Source organism: Streptomyces glaucosporus, assembly GCF_039533345.1.
GTDB lineage: Bacteria > Actinomycetota > Actinomycetes > Streptomycetales > Streptomycetaceae > Streptomyces > Streptomyces glaucosporus.
Genome location: NZ_BAAATJ010000001.1, coordinates 160,943 through 181,175, shown reverse-complemented (window position 1 = coordinate 181,175; position 20,233 = coordinate 160,943). Strand labels below are relative to the sequence as shown.

Annotated in this window: 18 protein-coding genes, 1 tRNA gene, 1 other RNA gene and 1 pseudogene; 15 read left to right on the top strand and 6 right to left on the bottom strand. The window is 74.3% G+C overall.

Annotated elements, in window-relative coordinates:
- The first annotated feature begins 162 nt into the window (after positions 1–162).
- The 7 genes and pseudogenes from ABD358_RS00805 to ABD358_RS00770 form a co-directional block, all read left to right on the top strand.
- Positions 163–759 carry a TetR family transcriptional regulator C-terminal domain-containing protein gene (locus ABD358_RS00805; RefSeq protein ID WP_344629045.1) on the top strand — a complete coding sequence of 199 codons (597 nt, stop codon included), beginning with the start codon at positions 163–165 and terminating at the stop codon, positions 757–759.
- Positions 760–949: 190 nt separating this feature from the next.
- A complete protein-coding gene (locus tag ABD358_RS00800) occupies positions 950–1,774 on the top strand; it encodes an ABC transporter ATP-binding protein (protein ID WP_344628803.1) in 825 nt (274 codons plus the stop codon).
- Between the two features lie 3 nt (positions 1,775–1,777).
- Positions 1,778–3,115, top strand: coding sequence for an FtsX-like permease family protein (locus tag ABD358_RS00795; RefSeq protein ID WP_344628802.1), 1,338 nt, complete (start codon positions 1,778–1,780; stop codon positions 3,113–3,115).
- Between the two features lie 729 nt (positions 3,116–3,844).
- The gene (locus tag ABD358_RS00785) at positions 3,845–7,753 is read left to right on the top strand and encodes an FG-GAP-like repeat-containing protein (RefSeq protein ID WP_344628801.1); all 3,909 of its coding nucleotides are present in this window, start codon (positions 3,845–3,847) and stop codon (positions 7,751–7,753) included.
- Positions 7,754–8,053: 300 nt separating this feature from the next.
- A complete protein-coding gene (locus tag ABD358_RS00780) occupies positions 8,054–8,338 on the top strand; it encodes a hypothetical protein (protein WP_344628800.1) in 285 nt (94 codons plus the stop codon).
- Positions 8,320–8,733 (top strand): PIN domain-containing protein, encoded by a 414-nt coding sequence (locus ABD358_RS00775; RefSeq protein WP_344628799.1) that lies wholly within the window; start codon positions 8,320–8,322, stop codon positions 8,731–8,733. The genes ABD358_RS00780 and ABD358_RS00775 overlap by 19 nt, the downstream gene beginning before the upstream one ends.
- A 63-nt stretch (positions 8,734–8,796) precedes the next feature.
- A pseudogene (locus tag ABD358_RS00770) lies at positions 8,797–9,105 on the top strand (aminotransferase class IV); the annotation flags it as partial.
- 206 nt (positions 9,106–9,311) lie between these two features.
- Here ABD358_RS00770 and ABD358_RS00765 read toward each other — a convergent pair.
- Positions 9,312–9,399, bottom strand: a tRNA-Ser gene (locus ABD358_RS00765).
- A gap of 107 nt (positions 9,400–9,506) precedes the next feature.
- On the opposite strand from ABD358_RS00765, the gene ffs reads away from it, so the two are divergent.
- From ffs to ABD358_RS00730, 7 genes are all read left to right on the top strand, one after another.
- Positions 9,507–9,603, top strand: an RNA gene (ffs, locus tag ABD358_RS00760) — signal recognition particle sRNA small type.
- Positions 9,604–9,646: 43 nt separating this feature from the next.
- Positions 9,647–11,791, top strand: a complete 2,145-nt coding sequence (locus ABD358_RS00755; RefSeq protein WP_344628798.1) for a DNA polymerase III subunit gamma and tau — start codon at positions 9,647–9,649, stop codon at positions 11,789–11,791.
- 173 nt (positions 11,792–11,964) lie between these two features.
- Positions 11,965–12,300: a YbaB/EbfC family nucleoid-associated protein gene (locus tag ABD358_RS00750; protein WP_344628797.1), complete on the top strand. Its 336-nt coding sequence runs from the start codon at positions 11,965–11,967 to the stop codon at positions 12,298–12,300.
- A 140-nt stretch (positions 12,301–12,440) separates the two neighbouring features.
- A complete protein-coding gene (gene recR, locus ABD358_RS00745; protein ID WP_344628796.1) occupies positions 12,441–13,040 on the top strand; it encodes a recombination mediator RecR in 600 nt (199 codons plus the stop codon).
- Positions 13,033–13,704, top strand: a complete 672-nt coding sequence (locus tag ABD358_RS00740; protein ID WP_344628795.1) for a DUF5063 domain-containing protein — start codon at positions 13,033–13,035, stop codon at positions 13,702–13,704. The genes recR and ABD358_RS00740 overlap by 8 nt, the downstream gene beginning before the upstream one ends.
- Before the next feature lie 248 nt (positions 13,705–13,952).
- Positions 13,953–15,314 (top strand): FG-GAP-like repeat-containing protein, encoded by a 1,362-nt coding sequence (locus tag ABD358_RS00735; RefSeq protein WP_344628794.1) that lies wholly within the window; start codon positions 13,953–13,955, stop codon positions 15,312–15,314.
- A 212-nt stretch (positions 15,315–15,526) separates the two neighbouring features.
- Positions 15,527–15,877, top strand: a complete 351-nt coding sequence (locus ABD358_RS00730; protein WP_344628793.1) for a hypothetical protein — start codon at positions 15,527–15,529, stop codon at positions 15,875–15,877.
- Here the strand turns inward: ABD358_RS00730 and ABD358_RS00725 are convergent.
- From ABD358_RS00725 to ABD358_RS00705, 5 genes are all read right to left on the bottom strand, one after another.
- A complete protein-coding gene (locus ABD358_RS00725) occupies positions 15,841–16,590 on the bottom strand; it encodes a phosphotransferase (protein ID WP_344628792.1) in 750 nt (249 codons plus the stop codon). The genes ABD358_RS00730 and ABD358_RS00725 overlap by 37 nt on opposite strands.
- Before the next feature lie 139 nt (positions 16,591–16,729).
- Positions 16,730–16,981, bottom strand: coding sequence for a hypothetical protein (locus ABD358_RS00720; protein WP_344628791.1), 252 nt, complete (start codon positions 16,979–16,981; stop codon positions 16,730–16,732).
- A gap of 463 nt (positions 16,982–17,444) precedes the next feature.
- Complete coding sequence (locus ABD358_RS00715; RefSeq protein ID WP_344628790.1) at positions 17,445–18,716, bottom strand: RNA polymerase sigma factor; 1,272 nt, start codon at positions 18,714–18,716, stop codon at positions 17,445–17,447.
- The gene (locus tag ABD358_RS00710) at positions 18,713–19,078 is read right to left on the bottom strand and encodes a YciI family protein (protein ID WP_344628789.1); all 366 of its coding nucleotides are present in this window, start codon (positions 19,076–19,078) and stop codon (positions 18,713–18,715) included. Before ABD358_RS00710 ends, ABD358_RS00715 begins: the two co-directional genes overlap by 4 nt.
- A gap of 138 nt (positions 19,079–19,216) precedes the next feature.
- Positions 19,217–19,705 (bottom strand): MarR family winged helix-turn-helix transcriptional regulator, encoded by a 489-nt coding sequence (locus ABD358_RS00705; protein ID WP_344628788.1) that lies wholly within the window; start codon positions 19,703–19,705, stop codon positions 19,217–19,219.
- Positions 19,706–19,779: 74 nt separating this feature from the next.
- On the opposite strand from ABD358_RS00705, the gene ABD358_RS00700 reads away from it, so the two are divergent.
- Positions 19,780–20,226, top strand: coding sequence for an HGxxPAAW family protein (locus ABD358_RS00700; RefSeq protein ID WP_344628787.1), 447 nt, complete (start codon positions 19,780–19,782; stop codon positions 20,224–20,226).
- Positions 20,227–20,233 lie beyond the last annotated feature (7 nt).

Below are 20,233 nucleotides of genomic sequence, written 5' to 3'. Positions count from 1 at the left end.
GTACTTGGTAAGTTGCCGTGCGGGAACTTCGCCGGGCCCCGGACGGGCCGGGGGAAGACGGCCGGGGCCCGTAGACTGCGGCCGGTGAACGCGAAGAAGGCTGGCGGGGCGCGGCGGCCCCGCGTCCCGAAGAGCCCGGAGGCCCGGCAGCGGAGCCAGGAGATCCTGCGCATCGCCATGGAGACGTTCGCCGCCCGCGGTTACAACAACGCGTCACTGGCCGAGATCGCCGACCGCGCCGGACTCACCCAGGCCGGTGTGCTGCACTACTTCCGCTCCAAGGCGCTCCTGCTCGCCGGCGTCCTGGAACTGCGCGACCGGACCGGCATCGAGCAGCAGGGCCCCGAACGCCCCCGCGGTCTGGCCTTCCTGCGCCACCTGGTCGACACCGTCCGCCGCAACACCGAGCGGGAGGGCATCGTGCGGCTGTACGCCGTGCTGTCGGCGGAGAGCGTCACCGACGACCACCCCGCCCAGGAGTACTTCCGCGACCGCTACGCCGGACTGCGCGCCCTCGTGGCCGAGGCGCTGGCCGAGGCGTGCGAACGGGGCGAGGTCCGCGAGGACCTGGACGTGCGGGACGCGGCCAACGCGATCATCGCCGTGATGGACGGCCTCCAGGTCCAGTGGCTGCTCTCCCCGGAGTCCGTGGACATGGCCGCCTCCACCGAGCGCGCCATCTCGGCCCTGCTCACCGGGTTCGGCGCCGGTCCGCTCCCCGGGGCCCCGGGCGGGACGCCCGCGTCCGGCGCGGAGTGACCTCCGGCGCGGGCGGCGCCACCGGAGGCGAGCGCGATCCCCGCGGCTGCCGGTTCCGGGACCCGCCCCACGGGGGTGTACCTGACGACACCCCCGACTCGGGTCGTAGCGCCCGTGTGCCCTCCCGTCACCGTCCGTAGCGTCAAAGGTGCGGCGCAGGGAGCGCCGACGAGGGACGGAGGGGATGGCCATGCGGAGTCTTACGGGCGGTCGCACGGGCGGCGGCACCGGCGGGGGAGGGACCGCCGGAGGCGCCGAGGCGCTGCGCCTGGAGGGGCTCGTCAGGACCTACGGGACCGGGGAGAGCGCCGTGAGAGCGCTGGACGGGGTGAGCCTGGGCCTGCGCGCCGGCACCTTCACCGCCGTCATGGGGCCCTCGGGCTCGGGGAAGTCCACCCTGCTGCAGTGCGCGGCGGGCCTCGACCGGCCGGACCGGGGCCGGGTCGTGGTGGCCGGCGAGGAGATGACGGGCCGCGACGAGACCGCGCTGACGAAGTTCCGGCGGCGGCGGATCGGCTTCGTCTTCCAGCAGTACAACCTGCTGCCCACGCTCACCGTGGAGGAGAACACCGTCCTGCCGCTGCGGCTCGCCAAGCGGCGGATCGACCGGGAGCGGGCCCGCGCGGTCCTCGCCCGGGTCGGCCTCGGGGACCGTCTCGGCCACCTCCCCGACGAGCTCTCCGGCGGGCAGCGGCAGCGCGTCGCCATCGCCCGGGCCCTGGTCGCCGAGCCCGCCGTGGTCTTCGCGGACGAACCGACCGGAGCCCTGGACACCCGCAGCGCGCGGGACGTCCTGCGGCTGCTGCGGGAGGCCGTGGAGGTCCACGGCCGGACGGTGGTGATGGTGACGCACGACCCCGTCGCCGCCTCGTACGCCGACTCCGTCCGGTTCCTCGCCGACGGGCGGCTGGCGGGGGAGATGGCCCGCCCCACCGCGGACGCCGTCGCCGAGCGGCTGGCGCACCTGGGCGACGGCGCGGACGCCGTTCCCGGCGACGCCCGGACGGAGGTGTGAGCGGTGTTCGCACTGGCCCTGCGCTCCGTCCGGAAGCGTCCCGGACGCTTCGCCGCCACCCTGCTCTCCGCCTTCCTGGGCGCCGTGGTCGTCATGGTGTTCAACTCGCTCCACGACACCGTGGTGTTCGGGGACGTCGACCCCGCCGGCGCCGAGATGCTCGGCATAGCCGCGGGAGTGGTCGGCGGCTACGGAACCCTCCTGGTGTTCTTCGCCGTCGCCTCCGCGCTGACCGTGAACGTCCGGCAGCGCGCCGCGGAGATCGCCCTGCTGCGCAGCGCCGGCGCCACCCCGGCGCAGCTCCGGTCGACGGTCGTCGGCGAGGCGGTCGTGGTGGCCCTCGCCGGGACGCTGCTCGCAGCCGTCCCCGCCGCGCTCGGCGGGCGGCTGCTGCTGGGGCTGTTCCAGGACGGCGGGCAGGTCGCGAGGGACGTGGAGCACGTCTTCGGGCCCATCGCGCTGGGCGCGGGCGCCGCCACCACCCTGCTGGCATCGGCGGGCGCCGCGCTCCTCGCGGTGCACCGGGCGGCGCGGGACGCGGCGGGGGCGCGCAGGTCCCGCGGCAGGGCGCGCACCGTCATGGGCTGCGCCGCTCTGGTGGCCGGCGCGGGAGGGGTGGCCACCACCTTCGCGCTGGACCCCGCGGCCCCCGCGCTGATGGCGGCCCCGGCGTACGGCTCCATCCTGCTGGCCACCGGCCTCGCGCTCCTCTCCCCGGCGCTGCTGCGGGCCCTGCTGGGCCCGGTGGAGCGCGCGGGCGGGACGCCCGGCGGGGCGAGCGTCCACCTGGCCGTGCACAACCTGCGGCGGAACGCCGCGCGGCTGTCCGGGATCCTGATGCCGATGGTCCTCTTCACCGGCATCGCCACGGCGACGCTCTCCATACAGGCGGCCGAGAACGACGCGATGAGGGCCTCCGGTGTCGCCAGGACGGCCGACGACAGGACCCTGGAGACGCTGAACCTCACGATCGTCGGCATCATCGTGGTCTTCGCCTGCGTGATGCTGGTCAACAGCCTGTACGCGGCGACCTCTCACCGGCGCGGGGAGTTCGGCCGGCAGCGGCTGGCGGGCGCCACCCCGGCGCAGGTGCTGGGGACGGTCGGCGCCGAGGGAGTCGTCCTGACGGCGGCCGGGGTGCTCCTCGGGACGGTCGCGGGCCTCGCCGGGACCCTGGCGTTCACCGTGGTCCGCACCGACGAGGTCCTTCCGGACCGGGGCCCGGCGATCTGGCTGGGCGTCGCGGCGGTCGCCGCCGCGGCGACGCTGGCCACGAGCCTGGCCACGGCCCGCCGGGCGCTGCGCGTCCCGGCCGTCCGGGCGGCGGCGGTGACCGCCTGAGCCGGATCCGGCACGCACCCGGGCCCCGGTTCCGTCCCCGCGGAACCGGGGCCCGGGGCATGGCCGGGCCGTCACCTCCCGGCAGCCGTCACCTCCCCGGCACGGGAGCGGGGGACACGGCTACGCCGAGGCGGCGCACCTGGTCGTCGGCGGTGAGGGTGCGGCCGTGGGCGAAGGCCGCCGCGGAACCGTCCTCGCCCGGCGCGCCGCGCGCCCGGGCGGACGCGCCCCGGCGACCCCCTCGACGGCGAGCGCCACGGCACGGGGGTCGCGGTCGTCCGGGCCACCGCGTACCCGTCCCGGCGGAGGGCCCCGGCGAGCACGGACAGCCGGCGCGGGACGGTCCGCTCCGGCGGGGACAGCGTCTCCCGGCTCCAGCCGATCACCGCGCACAGGGTGCGCTGCCGTGCCGGGGCGTCCCGGCACGCCCGGCCGAGCAGCCGGAAGCGGTCGTGCAGGCGGTCGGCGAGAGCGTGGACGTCCAGGGCCCGCACCCGGGCGGCGGGCGGAGGACCGCAGGACGGTGGGGTGTCCGGCGGCTCCCGGGCCGCCGGACCACCCCGGCGGCTCCACCGAACCGGCGGAGGGGGGCCGGTGACGGGTAATCGCGTGTTCCGTTGTCGGACTCGTGTGCGATCATCGCGTCACTTCTCTGCATGTCCGCCGTGCCGCCCTTTCAGGGAACGCAGGCGTCCGTCTCTTCCGCTCACCGTTCCCGGGGGGAACCCGATGCACCATCGCCTGTGCACGCGCGCGAGATCCGCGGCGTGCACCGCACTGCTGCTCACACTGTCGGTGCTGTTGTCCGTGCTGCTTCCGGTGAGCGCCGCGCAGGCGTCCGGCACGCAGAGCGGCACCACGTCCGGCGCCTCGTCCGGCACCGAGCCCGGCACCTCGTCCGGCACCACGTCCGGCGCCTCGTCCGGCACCGAGCCCGGCACCGAGTCGGCGTCCGACGACGAACCCGACCCCGCGCCCGACCCCGAGCCCACGTCCGGCACGGACCCCGAGCCCGCGCCGGAGCCCGACCCCGAGCCGGAGCCCGGCACCGCGCCGGCCTCGGCCGACGAGTGCGCCGCCCTGCCGCTCGCCTCCTTCGGCGACCCGGGCGACGCGGTGGGCAGGGCGTCGATCCCGGCCGACGGGAGCGTCTGCCACACCTTCACCGCCGAACGGCCCGGCCTCCACCGCGTCCTCCTGGACGACCGGCACAACGAGACCTACGTCCAGGTCTTCGACGGCGAGACCCAGCTGGAGTGCTACGACGCCGAGTGGAGCAGCGCCGGATGGTGCGACCTCCCCCGCGCGGGCGCCTTCACCCTGAAGCTCGTCAACGGCGGGTGGGAGCCGGAGGAGACGTCCGTCACCGTCGTCCCCCTCGCCTCCACCGAGGGGTGCGAGCCGGAGACCGGCACGTCCTGGGACCTCGACCCGGTCACCGGCACCTCGGCCTCCCCGGTCGGCCTGCTGTGCCACCCGTTCACCGGGAAGTCCGGCGAGCGGATCACCCTCGACGCCCGCACCGTCAGGTACGGCCAGGCCGAGCGCTGGATCACCGACGGGACCGGCGCCCGGATCTGCCCGCGCACCGCCGAGGACGGCGGCACGGGCTGCGTGCTGCCCGGTGACGGCCCCTACCGGGTCCTGCTCCGGGTGACCGAGGCGGAGGGCGGTTTCCCCGCCGACTACACCCTGAAGGTCCGCCGCCTCTCCGACCCGGAGGGCTGCGCGCGCGTCCCCGTGAACGCGTACGGCTCCGCGCCCACCACGGTGGACCCGGCCACCGGCTGCAAGGTCTTCACCGCCCCGGCCGCCGGGACGTACGAGGTGCACCAGGTCCACGAGTCCGGATCCCGGTCCCCCGTCGGCGTGTACGACCGCGCCGGGAAGACCGTCTGCGAGACCTGGGACTCCCCCTGCTCCCTGCCCGCCGCCGGCGACTACACCCTGCTCACCGACCAGGCGGTCCTCGTCCTCGACCGGACCTCCACCGAAGGCTGCGAGACGGTCGGACTCGGCGTCCACCAGGGCTCCTTCGCCGTGGCGGGCGAGATCGACTGCCTGCGGCTGCCGCTGCCCGAGGGCTCCCGGATGGCCGCCCTCACGTCCCTGAGCGGCTCCCGGCCGGCTCCCGAGATGACCGTGGTCGACGCCGGCGGCGCCTACCAGTGCGGCGGCTCGCGGCTCTCCGAGGGCACCTGCGACCTCTCCGGCACCGCCCCGTTCCGCCTCCTGGCCTCCACCGACGACGACGACCGGCCGACCGGCGCGTACCGCGTCGCGCTGCACCGCACGGACGCGGCGGGCGACTGCCCGGCCGTCCCGGCCGGCGACTTCACCGACGCGAGCGCCTCGGCCCGGTTCGCCACCGGTGACGGCGTCTTCTCGCACTGCCTGACCGTTCCCGCCGACGACCACGCCGCCGCGGAGGTCCTCCAGCTCCGGACGGTCTCCGGCAACTCCACCGCACGGTTCTCGGTCCTGGACGGGGGCGGGAAGCAGGTCTGCTTCACCTACGCGGCCCTGTCCGCCTGGACCACCTGCCCCCTCACGCCGGGCGACGCGCACACCGTGCTGGTCACCGGCCGGGACGCCACCGCCGAGTACACCCTGACCCGCCGCGACGTCACCGAGGACGCCGAGGGCTGCGCCGCGAACCCGGCCACCCCGGTGGGCGGCCCGTCCACCGGCGGCCCGCTCGGCGCACCGGGCGAACTGCTCTGCCGCCAGGTGACCACCGGCGACGCCGGCGACGTCCTGCACCTCGACGTGCGCGACCCGCTGGGCACCGCGGGCATCACGGTCCACGGCGCGGACGGCGAGGCCGTCTGCTCGAAGAGCAACAAGTCCTGCGCGGTCACCGGCTCCACCTCCTACCAGGTCCTCGTCGCCGTCCCGTCGGGGAAGGAGGCGGCCGGGACGTACCGCTTCGACGCCCTGCGCATCGCCACGGCCGACGGCCCGGCCGAGGAGTGCGAGAAGGTGCCGGACATCAGCTACGGGTACGGCCCGGTCACCGGCGTCCTGGACGAGGAGCACACCGCCGTCTGCGCGGCGTTCCCCACCGCGTACCGGGACTCCTTCGAGACCAGGATCACCGACACCGAGGGCGGCACCGAGACGGCCGTGCCCGCGCTGTACGACGCCGGCCTGGAGGACGGCTGCACGTGGTCCACCGCCGGCTGGAGGTGCGGCGTGTACGAGCCGTACAGCAGGGAGGTCAGCCCGAGCATCCTGGTCCTGGGACTGCCCGAGAAGGCGTCGCGGACCGCCTACAGCGCCGAGTTCACCTGCTTCTCCTCCCTCTGCGGCATGGAGAAGATCACCGTCGGCCAGGTCACCCCGGCCGGCGGCGTGAGCGGCGGCACGGTGAAGGTGACGGTCACGGGCACCGCCCTCCACGAGGACGACAAGGTCCGGATCACCCGCTCCGGCACGACCGTGGAGTCCACCGGCACCTCGGTCTCGGCCGACCGGAAGACCCTGACGGCCGCCCTGGACCTCACCGGAGCCGCCGCGGGCGCCTGGAATCTCAGCGTCATCACCCACAACGGCTGGGAGCACGCCAAGGGGACCTTCACCGTCGAAGCGGCACCGCTGAGGAGCACCGCGGCACCGAAGATCACCGGAACCGCGCGGGTCGGGTCCAGGCTCGCCGTGAGCCCCGGCACCTGGGACGCCGCCCCGGACTCGTACACCCACCAGTGGAAGGCCGACGGCCAGGCGATCCCGGGGGCGACCGGCTCCACCTACCTGGTCCCCGCGTCGCTGCGGGGCAAGAAGGTGACCGTCGCCGTCACCGCCCACCGGAGCGGCAGGCAGGACGCGACGGCCGAGTCCCCGGCCCGCACCATCGCGGCGGCGCCCCGGGACCACGCCGGGGCGGACTCCCGGCCGGACGGCCTGGGCGACCTGCTGACGCTGAGCTCGGGCGGCTGGATGACGTTCCAGCAGGGTTCCGGGAAGGGGACGTTCTCCGGGAAGACCAGCGCCTCGGGCTGGTCCCCGAAGGTCACGGCGGTGCCGTTCGGGGACCTGAACGGCGACGGCTGCAACGACGTGCTGGTGCGGATGGCGGACGGAACGCTGCGCGGCTACCAGCCGGGCTGCGGGAAGGCGCTGACCACGTCGACGCCGTACACCTCGCTGGGCAGCGGCTGGGGCGCGTACAACGTGCTCACCTCGCCCGGTGACATCACCGGCGACGGCCGCGCCGACCTGATCGCGCGGAAGAGCTCCACCGGGGACGTGTACCTGTTCGCGGCGACGAGCACCGGGAAGCTGAAGGCGGGCGTGAAGATCCGCTCCAAGTGGACCTACACGCACATCGTCGGCGCCGGCGACCTCGACGGCGACGGCCACGGCGACCTGCTGGCCCGCACCAAGGACGGCACCCTGTACCGCTACGACGGCACGGCGTCGGGGCAGTTCGGGAGCCGGGTGGTGGTCTTCACCAAGTGGGGCGGCAGCTACAACGCCATCGTCGGGGCCGGCGACATCACCGGCGACGGCAAGGCCGACCTGGTCGCGCGGGACACCTCCGGCAACCTCTACCGCAACACCGGCGACGGGAAGGGCTCCTTCTCCGGCCGGACGAAGATCGGCACCGGGTGGGGAGGCTACAAGGGCCTCTTCTGAGCCCGGCTTCCGGGACCGGCTTCTGAGCCCGGCCCGGCGAGGGGGCGGGAGGCGTACGGCGCCTCCCGCCCCCTCCCGCCGTTCACGGGCCCGGTCCGGCGGAGCCGGCCGGGACGGAACGACGACGAAGGCCCCGACCGGCCACGGTCGGGGCCTTCCGTCCGCCCCGGCCTGCGACGGCGCCGGCCGGAGGCGGACGCGACCGGGACCGGGACCACGAGGTGACGGGCGGGCGGCTCGCGTCGTTCGGCGGGTGCCGCACCCGGGCCGAATTCCTACTTATTTAATAATGTCGGTCCCGTGAGTGAGACCCCTTACGGCATCGGCGAGGGGCCGGCCACCAGGGTCAGCCTCTCCCTTCCCGAGGGAACGGCTGAGGCGATCCGCCGACGGGTCGGCAAGCGTGAGTTCTCCGCGTTCATCACCGAAGCGGTGGAGCGCGAGCTGCGCGGTCAGATCCTGGACGAGTACCTGGCCGACTACGAACGTCGTCAGGGGCGGGTCTCCGAGCACGAGCAGGAGCGGGCACGCCGGGTCTTCGACGAGGTGTTCGCCGAGGAGGGGCAGTGGCCCGCCGCAAGCTGAGCCACGAAGGCACCCTCGTCCTCGACTGCGAGGGCCTGTCGAAGTTCGTCAGTGATCACGAGCCCGTCGTCGCCCTCGTCGCCGAAGCCCGCAAGCGGGGCATGGAGGTGGTCATCAGCGCGCTCACCATCATCGAAGCGGTGCATCGCCGGACCGACAGGGCGCGGCTCGCCCGGGTCCTGTCCGGCATGCGGATCGTGCCCGTCGGTGACGAGGAGGCCAAGGCCGCCTCGGCCATGCTGATCAGCGCCGGACTTCACGGTCACAAGTACGCCATCGACGCCGCTGTGGCCGAGACGGCGCTGCGACAGCGCCGCCCGGTTGTCATGCTCACATCGGATGTCGACGACATGGCGAAGCTCTGCGGCGACAGAGTGCGCCTCGTTGCCGTGTAGCCGACACCCAGAACCCGCTCGTCCCGCCTCATCCCCCTGTGACCACTGACCACGGGTGCCAGGCTGGGGAGCACGGCGGAACCCAACGGCAAGCCGGTCGGCCCTGACGCCCTTCGGGCCCTGGCGCTGACCAACTACGGCCACTTCACGTCGATGCGCGTCGAGCAGGGCCGGGTACGGGGACTGTCCCTGCACCTGGACCGGCTGGTGCGCGACTGCCGGGCGGTGTTCGACACCGACCTCGACCCCGAGCGCGTCCTGGAGCTCGTCCGCAGGGCCACTCCTGGGACCGGACCCCGTGTCGTCCGGGTGACCGTCTTCGACCCGGCGCTGGATCTGGGCCGCATCGGGGCGGACGCGCCCCCGCACGTCGCTGGACGGCTCCGGGGGGTGTAAACGCCTCGGTCGGTGGCTGTGAGCCGGCGGTCGCTCGGTGGTCGCCGGCTTCGTTCGTGACCGAGGAGCCGTCCGCTGCCGCGCGCATCGCTTCGCGTCGACCGCGGCCAGAACTGAGACCGGTGCACGACGAAGGCCCCGGCCGCTGAGCGGTCGGGGCCTTCGTTCCGGCTGGTAAGCCGTGGCGGAGGATACGAGATTCGAACTCGTGAGGGGTTGCCCCCAACACGCTTTCCAAGCGTGCGCCCTAGGCCTCTAGGCGAATCCTCCGCCGGAAACATTACATGACGCGGGGGAGTGGTTGCGAACCCGTCCCTCCGCGACCTCCCCCGGCCCTCCCCCTGGCGCGGGTCGTCTCCGGCATCCGGTAGGCTGGGTGCAGCCCCTCACGTGGCGCCATCTCGCTGAACCCCCCCAGGGCCGGAAGGCAGCAAGGGTAGGTGAGCTCTGGCGGGTGCGTGGGGGGCGCCTGCTTTCCCCGGCGCGGTTGTCGGTGGGGGCCTATATCGTCATAGGCGTGTCGTCCCTCGCGCTGTACCGCCGCTACCGACCCGAGACCTTCGCCGAGGTCATCGGGCAGGAACACGTCACCGACCCCCTCCAACAGGCGCTCCGCAACAACCGGGTCAACCACGCGTACCTGTTCAGCGGCCCGCGCGGCTGCGGCAAGACGACCAGCGCGCGCATCCTGGCCCGCTGCCTCAACTGCGAGAAGGGCCCGACGCCGGAGCCGTGCGGCGAGTGCCGGTCCTGCCGGGACCTGGCCCGCAACGGGCCGGGCTCGATCGACGTCATCGAGATCGACGCCGCATCGCACGGTGGTGTGGACGACGCCCGCGACCTGCGGGAGAAGGCGTTCTTCGGTCCCGCCTCCAGCCGTTACAAGATCTACATCATCGACGAGGCGCACATGGTCACCTCGGCGGGCTTCAACGCCCTGCTGAAGGTGGTCGAGGAGCCTCCGGAGCACCTGAAGTTCATCTTCGCGACCACCGAGCCCGAGAAGGTCATCGGCACGATCCGGTCGCGCACCCACCACTACCCGTTCCGCCTGGTGCCGCCGGGCACCCTGCGCGACTACCTGGCCGAGGTGTGCGAGCGCGAGGCGATCCCCGTGGAGGACGGGGTGCTGCCGCTGGTGGTCCGCGCCGGTGCCGGGTCCGTCCGCGACTCGATGTCCGTGATGGACCAGCTCCTGGCGGGCGCCGGCCAGGACGGCGTGACGTACGCCATGGCCACGGCGCTGCTGGGCTACACCGACGCCGCGCTCCTGGACGACGTGGTGGACGCCTTCGCGGCGGGCGACGGGGCGGCGGCCTTCGAGGTGGTCGACCGGGTGATCGAGGGCGGGCACGACCCGCGGCGCTTCGTCGCCGACCTGCTGGAGCGGCTGCGGGACCTGGTGATCCTGGCGGCCGTGCCCGACGCGGCGGAGAAGGGCCTGATCGACGCCCCCGCCGACGTGGTGGAGAAGATGGCGGCCCAGGCGTCGGTCTTCGGCCCGGCCGAACTGAGCCGGGCCGCGGACATCGTCAACGAGGGCCTGACGGCCATGCGCGGCGCGACCTCGCCGCGGCTGCAACTGGAACTGATCTGCGCCCGGGTGCTGCTGCCCGCGGCGTACGGCGACGAGCGCTCGCTCCAGGCCAGGCTGGACAGGCTGGAGAGGGGAGCCGCCCTGGCGGGCGGCTTCGGAGGCGGCCCGGCGGCCCCGGCTCCCGCCCCCGCGGCCCCCATGGCCGCACCGGCCCCCATGGCCCCTCCGCCCTCCGCCCCCGCTCCGGTGGCCCCGCCTCCGGCGGCCCCGGAGCAGCAGGCCGGGCCGTCCGACTCCGGCCGGCGCCCCGGCGCCTGGCCCACCGCCGCGCCGGGCGGCGCGAACGCGGGCGCCCCGGCGTCCCGCCCCGGTGCATGGCCCGGACAGACCGGACAGCCCGGACAGCAGGGCGGTACGGAGGCCGGCGGCCGGCGTCCCGGCGCCTGGCCCACCGCCGCGTCCCCCGGGGGCGGCCCGCAGCCGGCGGCTCCCGCACCCGCCCCGGAGGCCCCCGCCCCGGCGTCCGCGTCCGCGCAGCCGGCCCCCCAGGCCGGCGGGCAGGGAGCCGCGCAGGTGCGGCAGATGTGGCCCGACATCATGGAGGCCGTCAAGGGCCGCCGCCGGTTCACCTGGGCCCTGCTCAGCCAGAACGCCCACGTCGTGGCGTTCGACGGCACCACGCTCCAGCTCGGCTTCCCCAACGCGGGCGCCCGCGACCGCTTCCTCAACAGCGGCAGCGAGGACGTGCTGCGCGGCGCGCTGGCCGACACCTTCGGAGTCCAGTGGCGGATCGAGGCCCTCGTCGATCCCTCCGGGGGCTCGGCGCCCCCGCAGACCGCCCCGGCCGCCGCCCGGCCGCCGGCCGCTCCCGCGGCCCGGCCGCCTCCCGCCGCGCCGCCGGCCACCGCCCCGTCGGCCGCCCCGCAGCCGAGCCCCCGGACGCCGCAGCCTCCCCGGCAGACCGCGCCACCGGTGGCCGCCCCGCCGCCTCCGCCTCCGGTCGCGCCGGAGGACGACATGCCCGCCGAGGACGACCCGGACCTGGACGAGGCGGCCCTGTCCGGCCACGACCTGATCGTGCGCGAACTGGGCGCGACGGTGCTGGAGGAGCTCTACCACGAGTGACCGCCGCCTCTCGCGGCCTCTCGCCGTCTCCCGGTTCCCGCCCGGGTGCGGGAACCGGGCGACCGGCGGCACGGCACGGCCAAGATGCCGGAGGAGCGCGTAGGCTCAGGGGGTACGGAGTACGGAGGCACGTACACGTGCGCACACGTCGTCGACGAGCCAGGAGCGAAGCCGTGATTCCCGGTGGTGGCCAGCCCAACATGCAGCAGCTGCTTCAGCAGGCCCAGAAGATGCAGCAGGACCTCGCCGCGGCCCAGCAGGAGCTGGCCGAAGCGACTGTCGAGGGGTCCGCGGGAGGTGGTCTGGTGAAGGCCACCGTGTCCGGCGCCGGTGAGCTCAAGGGCCTCACCATCGACCCCAAGGCGGTGGACCCGGAGGACACCGAGACCCTCGCCGACCTGGTGCTCGCCGCCGTACGCGACGCGAACGGGGCGGCGCAGCAGCTCCAGCAGCAGAAGCTCGGCCCCCTCGCCCAGGGGCTGGGCGGCATGCCGGGCCTGCCCTTCTGAGGGACCACCCGGCAGGCCCGTTCGGCCGGCGTTTCCCGGTGGGCATGCCCCTGGGAAAACCGGATACGAGCGAACGGTCGGCGCGGGGCACCGCACGGAGGGCGACAACAGCAAGAGCAGGAAGAGTGGAGTAGGCGGCCGTGTACGAAGGCGTGGTTCAGGACCTGATCGACGAGCTGGGCAGGCTGCCCGGCGTCGGTCCCAAGAGCGCGCAGCGGATCGCCTTCCACATCCTCCAGGCGGAACCGGCCGACGTCCGTCGGCTCGCCCACGCGCTGACCGAGGTGAAGGAGAAAGTCCGGTTCTGCGAGGTCTGCGGGAACGTCGCCGAGGCCGAGCGGTGCAGGGTCTGCCTCGACCCGCGCCGCGATCCGTCGGTCATCTGCGTCGTGGAGGAGCCCAAGGACGTCGTCGCGATCGAGCGGACGCGTGAGTTCCGCGGGCGCTACCACGTGCTCGGCGGTGCGATCAGTCCGATCGAGGGCGTGGGCCCGGACGATCTGCGGATACGGGAACTGCTGGCCCGGCTCGCCGACGGCTCGGTCACCGAGCTGATCCTGGCCACGGACCCCAACCTCGAAGGGGAGGCGACGGCCACCTACCTCGCGCGCATGGTGTCCTCCATGGGCCTGCGCGTGACGCGTCTGGCCAGCGGCCTTCCCGTCGGAGGAGACCTGGAGTACGCCGACGAGGTCACGCTGGGACGTGCCTTCGAGGGGAGAAGACTGCTCGATGTCTGACGCCATGCTGGAAACGAGGAACCCGAACCAGGATCCGGACGACTTCGCGGTACAGATCGCGGACCAGATCGAGAGCTTCATCGTCGCGGTGAACGAGGTGGCGAAGGGGGACGAGCCCGCCAGCGCCGTCCCCTACCTCCTGCTCGAGGTCTCCCAGCTGCTCCTCGCGGGCGGACGCCTGGGCGCGCACGAGGACATCGTCCCGGAGGAGCGGTACGAGCCGGACACCGGTCCCGAGCCGGACGTCGACGACCTGCGGCTGCGGCTCGCGCGGCTGCTGGACCCGGTGGACGTCTACTCGGAGGTCTTCGACCCGTACGCGCGCAGCGCCCCCGTGGCCTGCCGCATCTCCGACGACCTCGCCGACGTGATCACGGACCTGCGGCACGGCATGGCCCACTACCGGGCGGGCCGGGTCGGCGAGGCGCTGTGGTGGTGGCAGTTCTCCTACCTGTCCAACTGGGGGCCCACCGCCTCGGCGGCCCTGCGCGCCCTCCAGTCGCTGGTGGCGCACGTCCGGCTGGACACCCCGCTGGACGAGCTGGACGGCCTGGACACCGACAGCGGGGCGGCGGCCGACGACTCCGAGCTGGAGCGCGAGGCGGGCGCGGTGATGGCGGCGGAGATCGCCGCCCCGCTGGGCCTCAAGCCGACCCTGGACTGAACCCGTCCCCATCGGACGGAGACCGGCCCTGTGGCCGGGCGGCGCACCGCCCGGCCACAGGGCCGGTCCGCGTCCGGCGGCAGGCGCGGACCGGCAGCGGTTCCCGTACAACCTTTCGCGGCCGGTGAAGGTCTTCGACAGGCCATCGCCCCGTGCCCGGCAGGACGCCTCCCGACCGGCACGGGCGGTCCGCACCCCCGCCGTGCCCCCGGGCCGCGACGCGTCCCCGTGCCTCAGGAGAGTCCCGCTTGCACCACCGTCTCCGCACCGCCCTGTCCTCCGCCGTCGCGGCCGCCCTCGCCGGTGGCCTCCTGACCGCGGTGGCCGCCCCGGCGAGTGCCGCTCCCGCCCGCTACGCCGACGACTTCAACGGCGACGGCCACCGCGACTACGCGCAGCAGGACAACGGCATGTACGGGAGGCCCGGCGGCGCCGTCCGGGTGACCTACGGCACCGCCACCGGGCCGGGGACCAAAGTCCAGTACGTCTACCAGGGCTCCCCCGGCGTACCGGGCGCGGACGAGAGCGGCGACAACTTCGGCGGGTCGCTCGCCCATGCCGATCTCAACTCCGACGGATACGCGGACCTGGTCGTGGGCAGCCCGTGGGAGGACGTGAACGGCCGCGAGAACCAGGGCGGCGTCACCATCCTGTGGGGATCGGCGTCCGGGCTGAGCGGCGGCACCACCGTGCGCGGCAAGGAGACGGGCGAGTTCCTCAACTTCGGCAGGGACGTCGCCACCGGGGACTTCAACGGGGACGGCAAGGCCGACCTCGCGGCCGTCGGCAACCAGGCCGCGTACGTCTACCGGGGCGGATTCACCAAGTCCGGCACCACCGGCTCCGTCACCCGCCACGGCCCCGCCGTGACGGACGTCCTGCAGCCGGTCTCCCTCATCGCGGGCAGGGTGACCGGCGACAAGGCCACCGACCTCGTCGTCCTCGGCCAGGGCTACGCGAACGACAGGCAGACCTCCGCAGCCCTGTTCCTGCGCGGCGGCTCCACCATCGCCCGCGGCAGACTCCTGCACTACAACACCACGCGCCCGAACTGGGCCGCCGAGGGCGTCATCGCCGACTTCGACAAGAACGGCTACGGCGACATCGCGATCGAGGACCCGTACCACGGCGGCACCAAGGGAGCCGTCACCGTCTGGCGGGGCGGCTCGACCGGTCCCGGCACCACGTACCGGCTCACCCAGGGCACCGCCGGCGTCAGCGGCTCCCCCGAGAGCGGCGACTGCTTCGGGGTCGACGTCTCCGCCGGCGACGTCAACGGCGACGGCTACCCGGACCTGGCGATCGGCGCCAACGAGGAGGACGTCAGCGGCCACGAGAACGCGGGCATGGTGCACGTCCTGCGCGGCGGCTCGTCCGGCCTGACCGGCGCCAAGTCCCAGGCCTTCACCCTCGGCACCTCCGGGGTGCCGGGCGCGATGGGCGCCGACACCCACTTCGGCTGGTGGCTGCGCCTGAGGGACGTCGACCGGGACGGGAAGGCCGACCTCTTCGCCTACAGCAGCCCGAACGACCTGCTGTTCAAGGGCACGGCCTCGGGCATCACCACCACCGGCGTGACGAAGTCCCTGCGCGCCGACTTCGCCCAGTGAGCGGGCGGCCCTCCGCCCCGGCGCCCGGGAGCCCGCCGTCCGCAGGCACCGGTTCGGGCATCGCCGCCGTGCGGGGCGCCGCCGGGCAGGGCGGTATGTGACGGAACCCGCCCGGCCCGGCACCCTGCCGGGCCGGGCGGGGCGAATCGCTCGGTTCCCGGCTGAGTAGGGGAACTCATGTCCCCCTGGCCATGGTGGAATTGGATGACGACATGGCTGAAAACACCCCGGGTGTCCGGGCTCCGCGTCTGTGGGTCGCGCCGCTCGTGTCCACGCTCGTGACCCTTCTGCTGGCCTACGTCGCCTTCTTCTTCGTCGCGCTCTCCCCGATGGCCTGCGACTCCTGTGACGATGCGCAGAACGCGAGGTTCCAGCCCAGCTTCGAGACCGGGTTCGCCGTCTTCCGGTACGGACTCCTGATTCCGCCGGCCCTGCTTCTCCTGGGCTGGGGCCTGGCGGGGAAGAAGCACGACACCCCCTGGCGGAAGACCGCCTCCCTCCTCGCACCGTGCTCCGTGGTCCTGCTCTACCTGGCGTTCCTCTCCCTGGTCGACTGGCCCTGAGCCTCCTCGGCGGCCAGGAGGCCGAGGACCAGCGTGACGGCGGGGCCCAGGACGGCCGTCTCGGCCTCGCTCATGGCCGGGTCGGCGGCCCGGCGGGCCCTGGCCAGGGCGAGGTGCCCGGTGCCGGAACCGTCCAGGGTGATCGCCGGGGCCCGGTGGCGGAGGAGGGAGGCGAGCACCTCGCGGACGTCCTCCGCCCCGGCCCCCTCGAACGGCCCGCTCTCGGCGACCTGGGCGATGATCAGCGCCGACATCGCCCAGTCCAGCGCCGGCGGCCCCTCGTCGGCGTTGCTCCAGTCGATCACCATGGGCCCGTCCGGTGTGAGCATCACGTTGTCCGGGTGCAGGTCGAGGTGGAGGATCCGGTGGGAGGGGTCGGTGGAGGTCCGCGCCGGTACCGTGTGGAGCCGCTTCAGCAGTCCGGCGAGGATCCTTCCCGCCTCCGTCGCCGTGATCGTGCCCTGTACCAGGGCCTGGAGCATGGACGGGCCGTACAGCCGTCGCATCACCAGGTCCGTTCGGGGAAGCGGACGGCCGTCGACGGTGAGCCGGACGTCCGGCACCGGACAGCCGTGTTCCGCCAGGTGGGTCATCACGGCCGCCTCGGCGGTGGCGTCGAGACCGTTCCGGTGACGCCGCAGTACCCAGTGGTCGTCGATCGCGTACACGTCCGCGCTGCGACCGGAGCCCAGCGGCTTCCCCGTCCTCCACATGGTGTGAACCTACCCGGGCGGCCGCACCCGGAGCCGCCGCGGAGACGGCGGCACGAGGGGGACGGGCGCGGCGCGCGGAAGGCCGCCGGGTCGGCCCGAGGGCCGTGCGGGAACACCGGGGAGCGGATCCCCGGCGGCGCTACCGTCCCTCGTCCCCGGGGTTCCGGCCGGCCCGGGTGAGGGCCTCGGCCAGGCGCAGTGCCGTGTCGGGCGTGCAGCGTCCCAGCTCCACCAGCGGCGGATCGGTCACCTCGCCCGCGTACGAGACGAGGTCGACGCGGAGCGACGGCAGGGTGACGCCCACGCCGTGCAGTGCCTTCCGCAGTTCGTCCGCGGCCTCCTCCGCGACCGTGAGCCGCTCGCCGCCGGCGTGCCGCCTGTCCGTGCCCATGGACTGACCTCCTGTTTGTGCCGAGTGTTTCCGGACCGACACAAAGAGTGGTGGATGTCGGCCGGGCTCGCCAGATCCGGAGCACAGGACGTACATCTCCTGGTATAGGGGGAGTTGGGCCGCACCCGGGGCCGGACGGGGCGGCGGGGACGGAAGCGGCCCTTCCGGACGGCCGCTTCCCCGCGGTGGGGGCGGCCGGGAAGCGGGCTGTACGCAGCGGGAGTTGGGCGAACGGGGCTTCCGGCCCCCGGTGGGCGGCGGTCGTCCGGTGCGGCCGCCCGCCGCCGCGGGACGTACCGTGCGACGTGTCGGGGAGGGGCCGGGGAGGGACGGCTTCTTCGCCCGGAAGCGCGAAGAGTTGATCAGTCGTTCGCCGATCACCCTCCTGTGTAACGGAGTTGGCGTGCCGTGCGGGCCGGGCATGCCGCGCGGGCCGGGCCCCGGCGCCCGCCGGAGGACCCGGTCACGCGCCGCGGTACGCCGCGTCCAGACGGGCAGCGCGTGCGGTGAGGTGGCGGCGCTCGGGCGCGCTGGCGGTGCGGCGGGCCGCCTCCCGGTAGGCGTCGGCCGCGCCGCCGTGGTCGCCGATGAGCTCCAGCAGGTGGGCGCGGGTGGCGAACAGGCGGTGGTGGCGGGCCATGCGCTTGTCGGACTCCAGCTCGTCCAGCAGTTCCAGCCCGGCGGCCGGCCCGTGCACCATGGCGACGGCGACCGCGCGGTTGAGGGTGACCACCGGGCCCGGAGCGACCTGCTCCAGCAGGCCGTACAGGCCGAGGATCTGCGCCCAGTCCGTGGCCTCGACGCGGTCGGCCTCGTCGTGGACGGCGGCGATGGCGGCCTGGAGCTGGTAGGGGCCGACCCGGCCGCGGGGCAGGGTGCGGCCGAGGAGCGCGGTTCCCTCGGCGATGAGGTCGCGGTTCCACAGGCCGCGGTCCTGTTCGGCGAGGGGGACGAGTTCGCCGCCGGGCCCGGTGCGGGCGGGGCGGCGGGCGTCGGTGAGGAGCATCAGGGCCAGCAGTCCCGCCACCTCGGTGTCGTCGGGCAGCAGGCGGTGCAGCATGCGGGTGAGGCGGACGGCCTCCGCGGAGAGCTCGGGAGCGGTGAGGTCGGGGCCGCCGGTGGCGGTGTAGCCCTCGTTGAAGACGAGGTAGAGGACGTGCAGCACCGCGTCCAGCCGTTCGGCGCGGTCGGCGGGCTCCGGCATGGCGAAGGGGACGCCGGACTTCCTGATGGTCTGTTTGGCCCGGCTGATCCTCTGCGCCATCGTCGCCTCCGGGACCAGGAAGGCCGCGGCGATCTGTGCGGTGGTCAGGCCGCCGACGGCGCGGAGGGTCAGGGCGACGCGGCTCGGAGCGGACAGTGCCGGGTGGCAGCAGAGGAAGAGCAGGACGAGGGAGTCGTCCCGGTCCGTCTCGGGGACGGTGTCGGCGGGCCGGGCGAGGAGTTCGGACTGCGGGGTGGCCAGGGCGATGCGCTCCTCGCGCAGCCGCCGCGCCCGCTCGCCGCGGATCCGGTCCACCACCCTGCGGGAGGCGACGGTGAGCAGCCAGCCCCCGGGGTTGTCCGGTACCCCCTCGTCCGGCCACTGGAGGGCGGCGGCGAGGAGGGCCTCCTGGACGGCGTCCTCGCAGGTGTCGAAGTCGCCGTGGCGGCGGACGAGCGCGCCGAGGACCCGCGGCGCCAGCTCGCGCAGCAGGTCCTCGACGCGGCGGTCCGCCGTGGGGGCCGCGCTCACACGTCCCCCGCGGACTCGTGGAGGATCGGCCACACCTCGACCGGGTCGGTGCCGGCGAGGGGCATGTCCGCCGCGATCTCCAGGGCGCGTTCCTCGCTCTCGCAGTCCAGCAGGTAGAAGCTGGCCATGTACTCCTTGGTCTCCAGGTACGGCCCGTCGGTGACGGCCGGGGCGCCGTCCCCGCCGCGCCGCACCAGCCTGGCGGCGGCGGCGTCGGCCAGGCCGTAGGCGCCCAGGAGTTCGCCGGTCCCGCGGTACCTGGCGTTGAACGCCTCCTGCCTGGCGACGATCCCGGGCCACTCCTCGGCGGGGCAGGAGTCCCACTTCTCCTGGTTGCCGTAGACCATCAGCAGGTACTTCATCTCGGGTGTCCTCCCCTTGCCTCGCGCGCTCCGCCGGCGCGCCGTCACCCATGGGTCGGAGCCGGGAACGCGCCCTCGACATCCGGCGACGACTTTTCCCGGACTTTTTCCGGCCGCAGCCGGAACGGCTGGCTCCGGTCAGCCGGCGACGCCCTGCCGGATCTCCTCCAGATGCTTCCGCATCAGCTCGGTGGCACGGGTGAACCAGTCGTTGAGCACGGCGACCTCGTCCGGCGTGTAGTCGGCGAACAGCTCCGAAAGGCCCTGGTAGAAGGGCCCGTACACCGTCATGGCGCGTTCGACGGCGGACTCCTCGGGGACGATCCGGACGCGCCGGCGGTCCCCCGGGTCCGGCTCCCGGCGGGCGTACCCGGCCCGCTCCAAGCGGTCGAGGACGCCGGTGACCGCGCCGCTGGTGAGGTTCGCGAGAGCCGCGAGGTCCCTGGCGAAGAGGGGGCGGCCCTCCTCCGCCGCTCCGAGGATGTGGCCGAAGCAGGTCAGGTCGGTGACGTTCATCCCCAGCCGCTGGGCGATGTCGTGCTGCCCCACCAGGCTGAGCGCGATGAGCCGGTCCATGGCGGCCAGTGCCTGCTCGGCCGTCGCCTCGGGGCGGGCCTTGCCCTCCATCCACATTCTCCTTAGCATCTAAGATAATTAGTAAGCGAGCTAAGCTACTTTCCGCCGGACCACCGAGGAGAGCCATGAGCGGCCTGCACGGCAACTACGACATGGGTCACACCGTCGCCGGGTGGACGGGCACCACCGTCGCGCTGATCGGGTTCGCCGGGGCGGGAGCCGCCCTGTGCGCGGCCTGGCCCCTGGGCATCGGGCTCGGTCTGGCGGTGGTCGTCGCCGGCGGACTGGTCACCTGGGTGCTGCACCTGACGGGTTGGGGCAAGCCGAGCGGCCCCCGCCCGGCGGACCAGTGGGACTGGCGGGTCAAGGATCCCATGACGGGCCACGGTGAGTGCCTGGGCTGCCGGCTGGCCGGCAGGAGGACGCGGGCCGTCCGGCCGCCCGTCGTCACGGCCCCTGCGGCGGCCCCCGCAACAGCGGCCCCCGCGACGGCGGCCCTCATGACGGCGGACGCCCCGGAAGCCGCCGAGCCGGGGCTTCCGGGGCCGCTGCCCTCGCGCACGGGCGCGTGACCCGTAC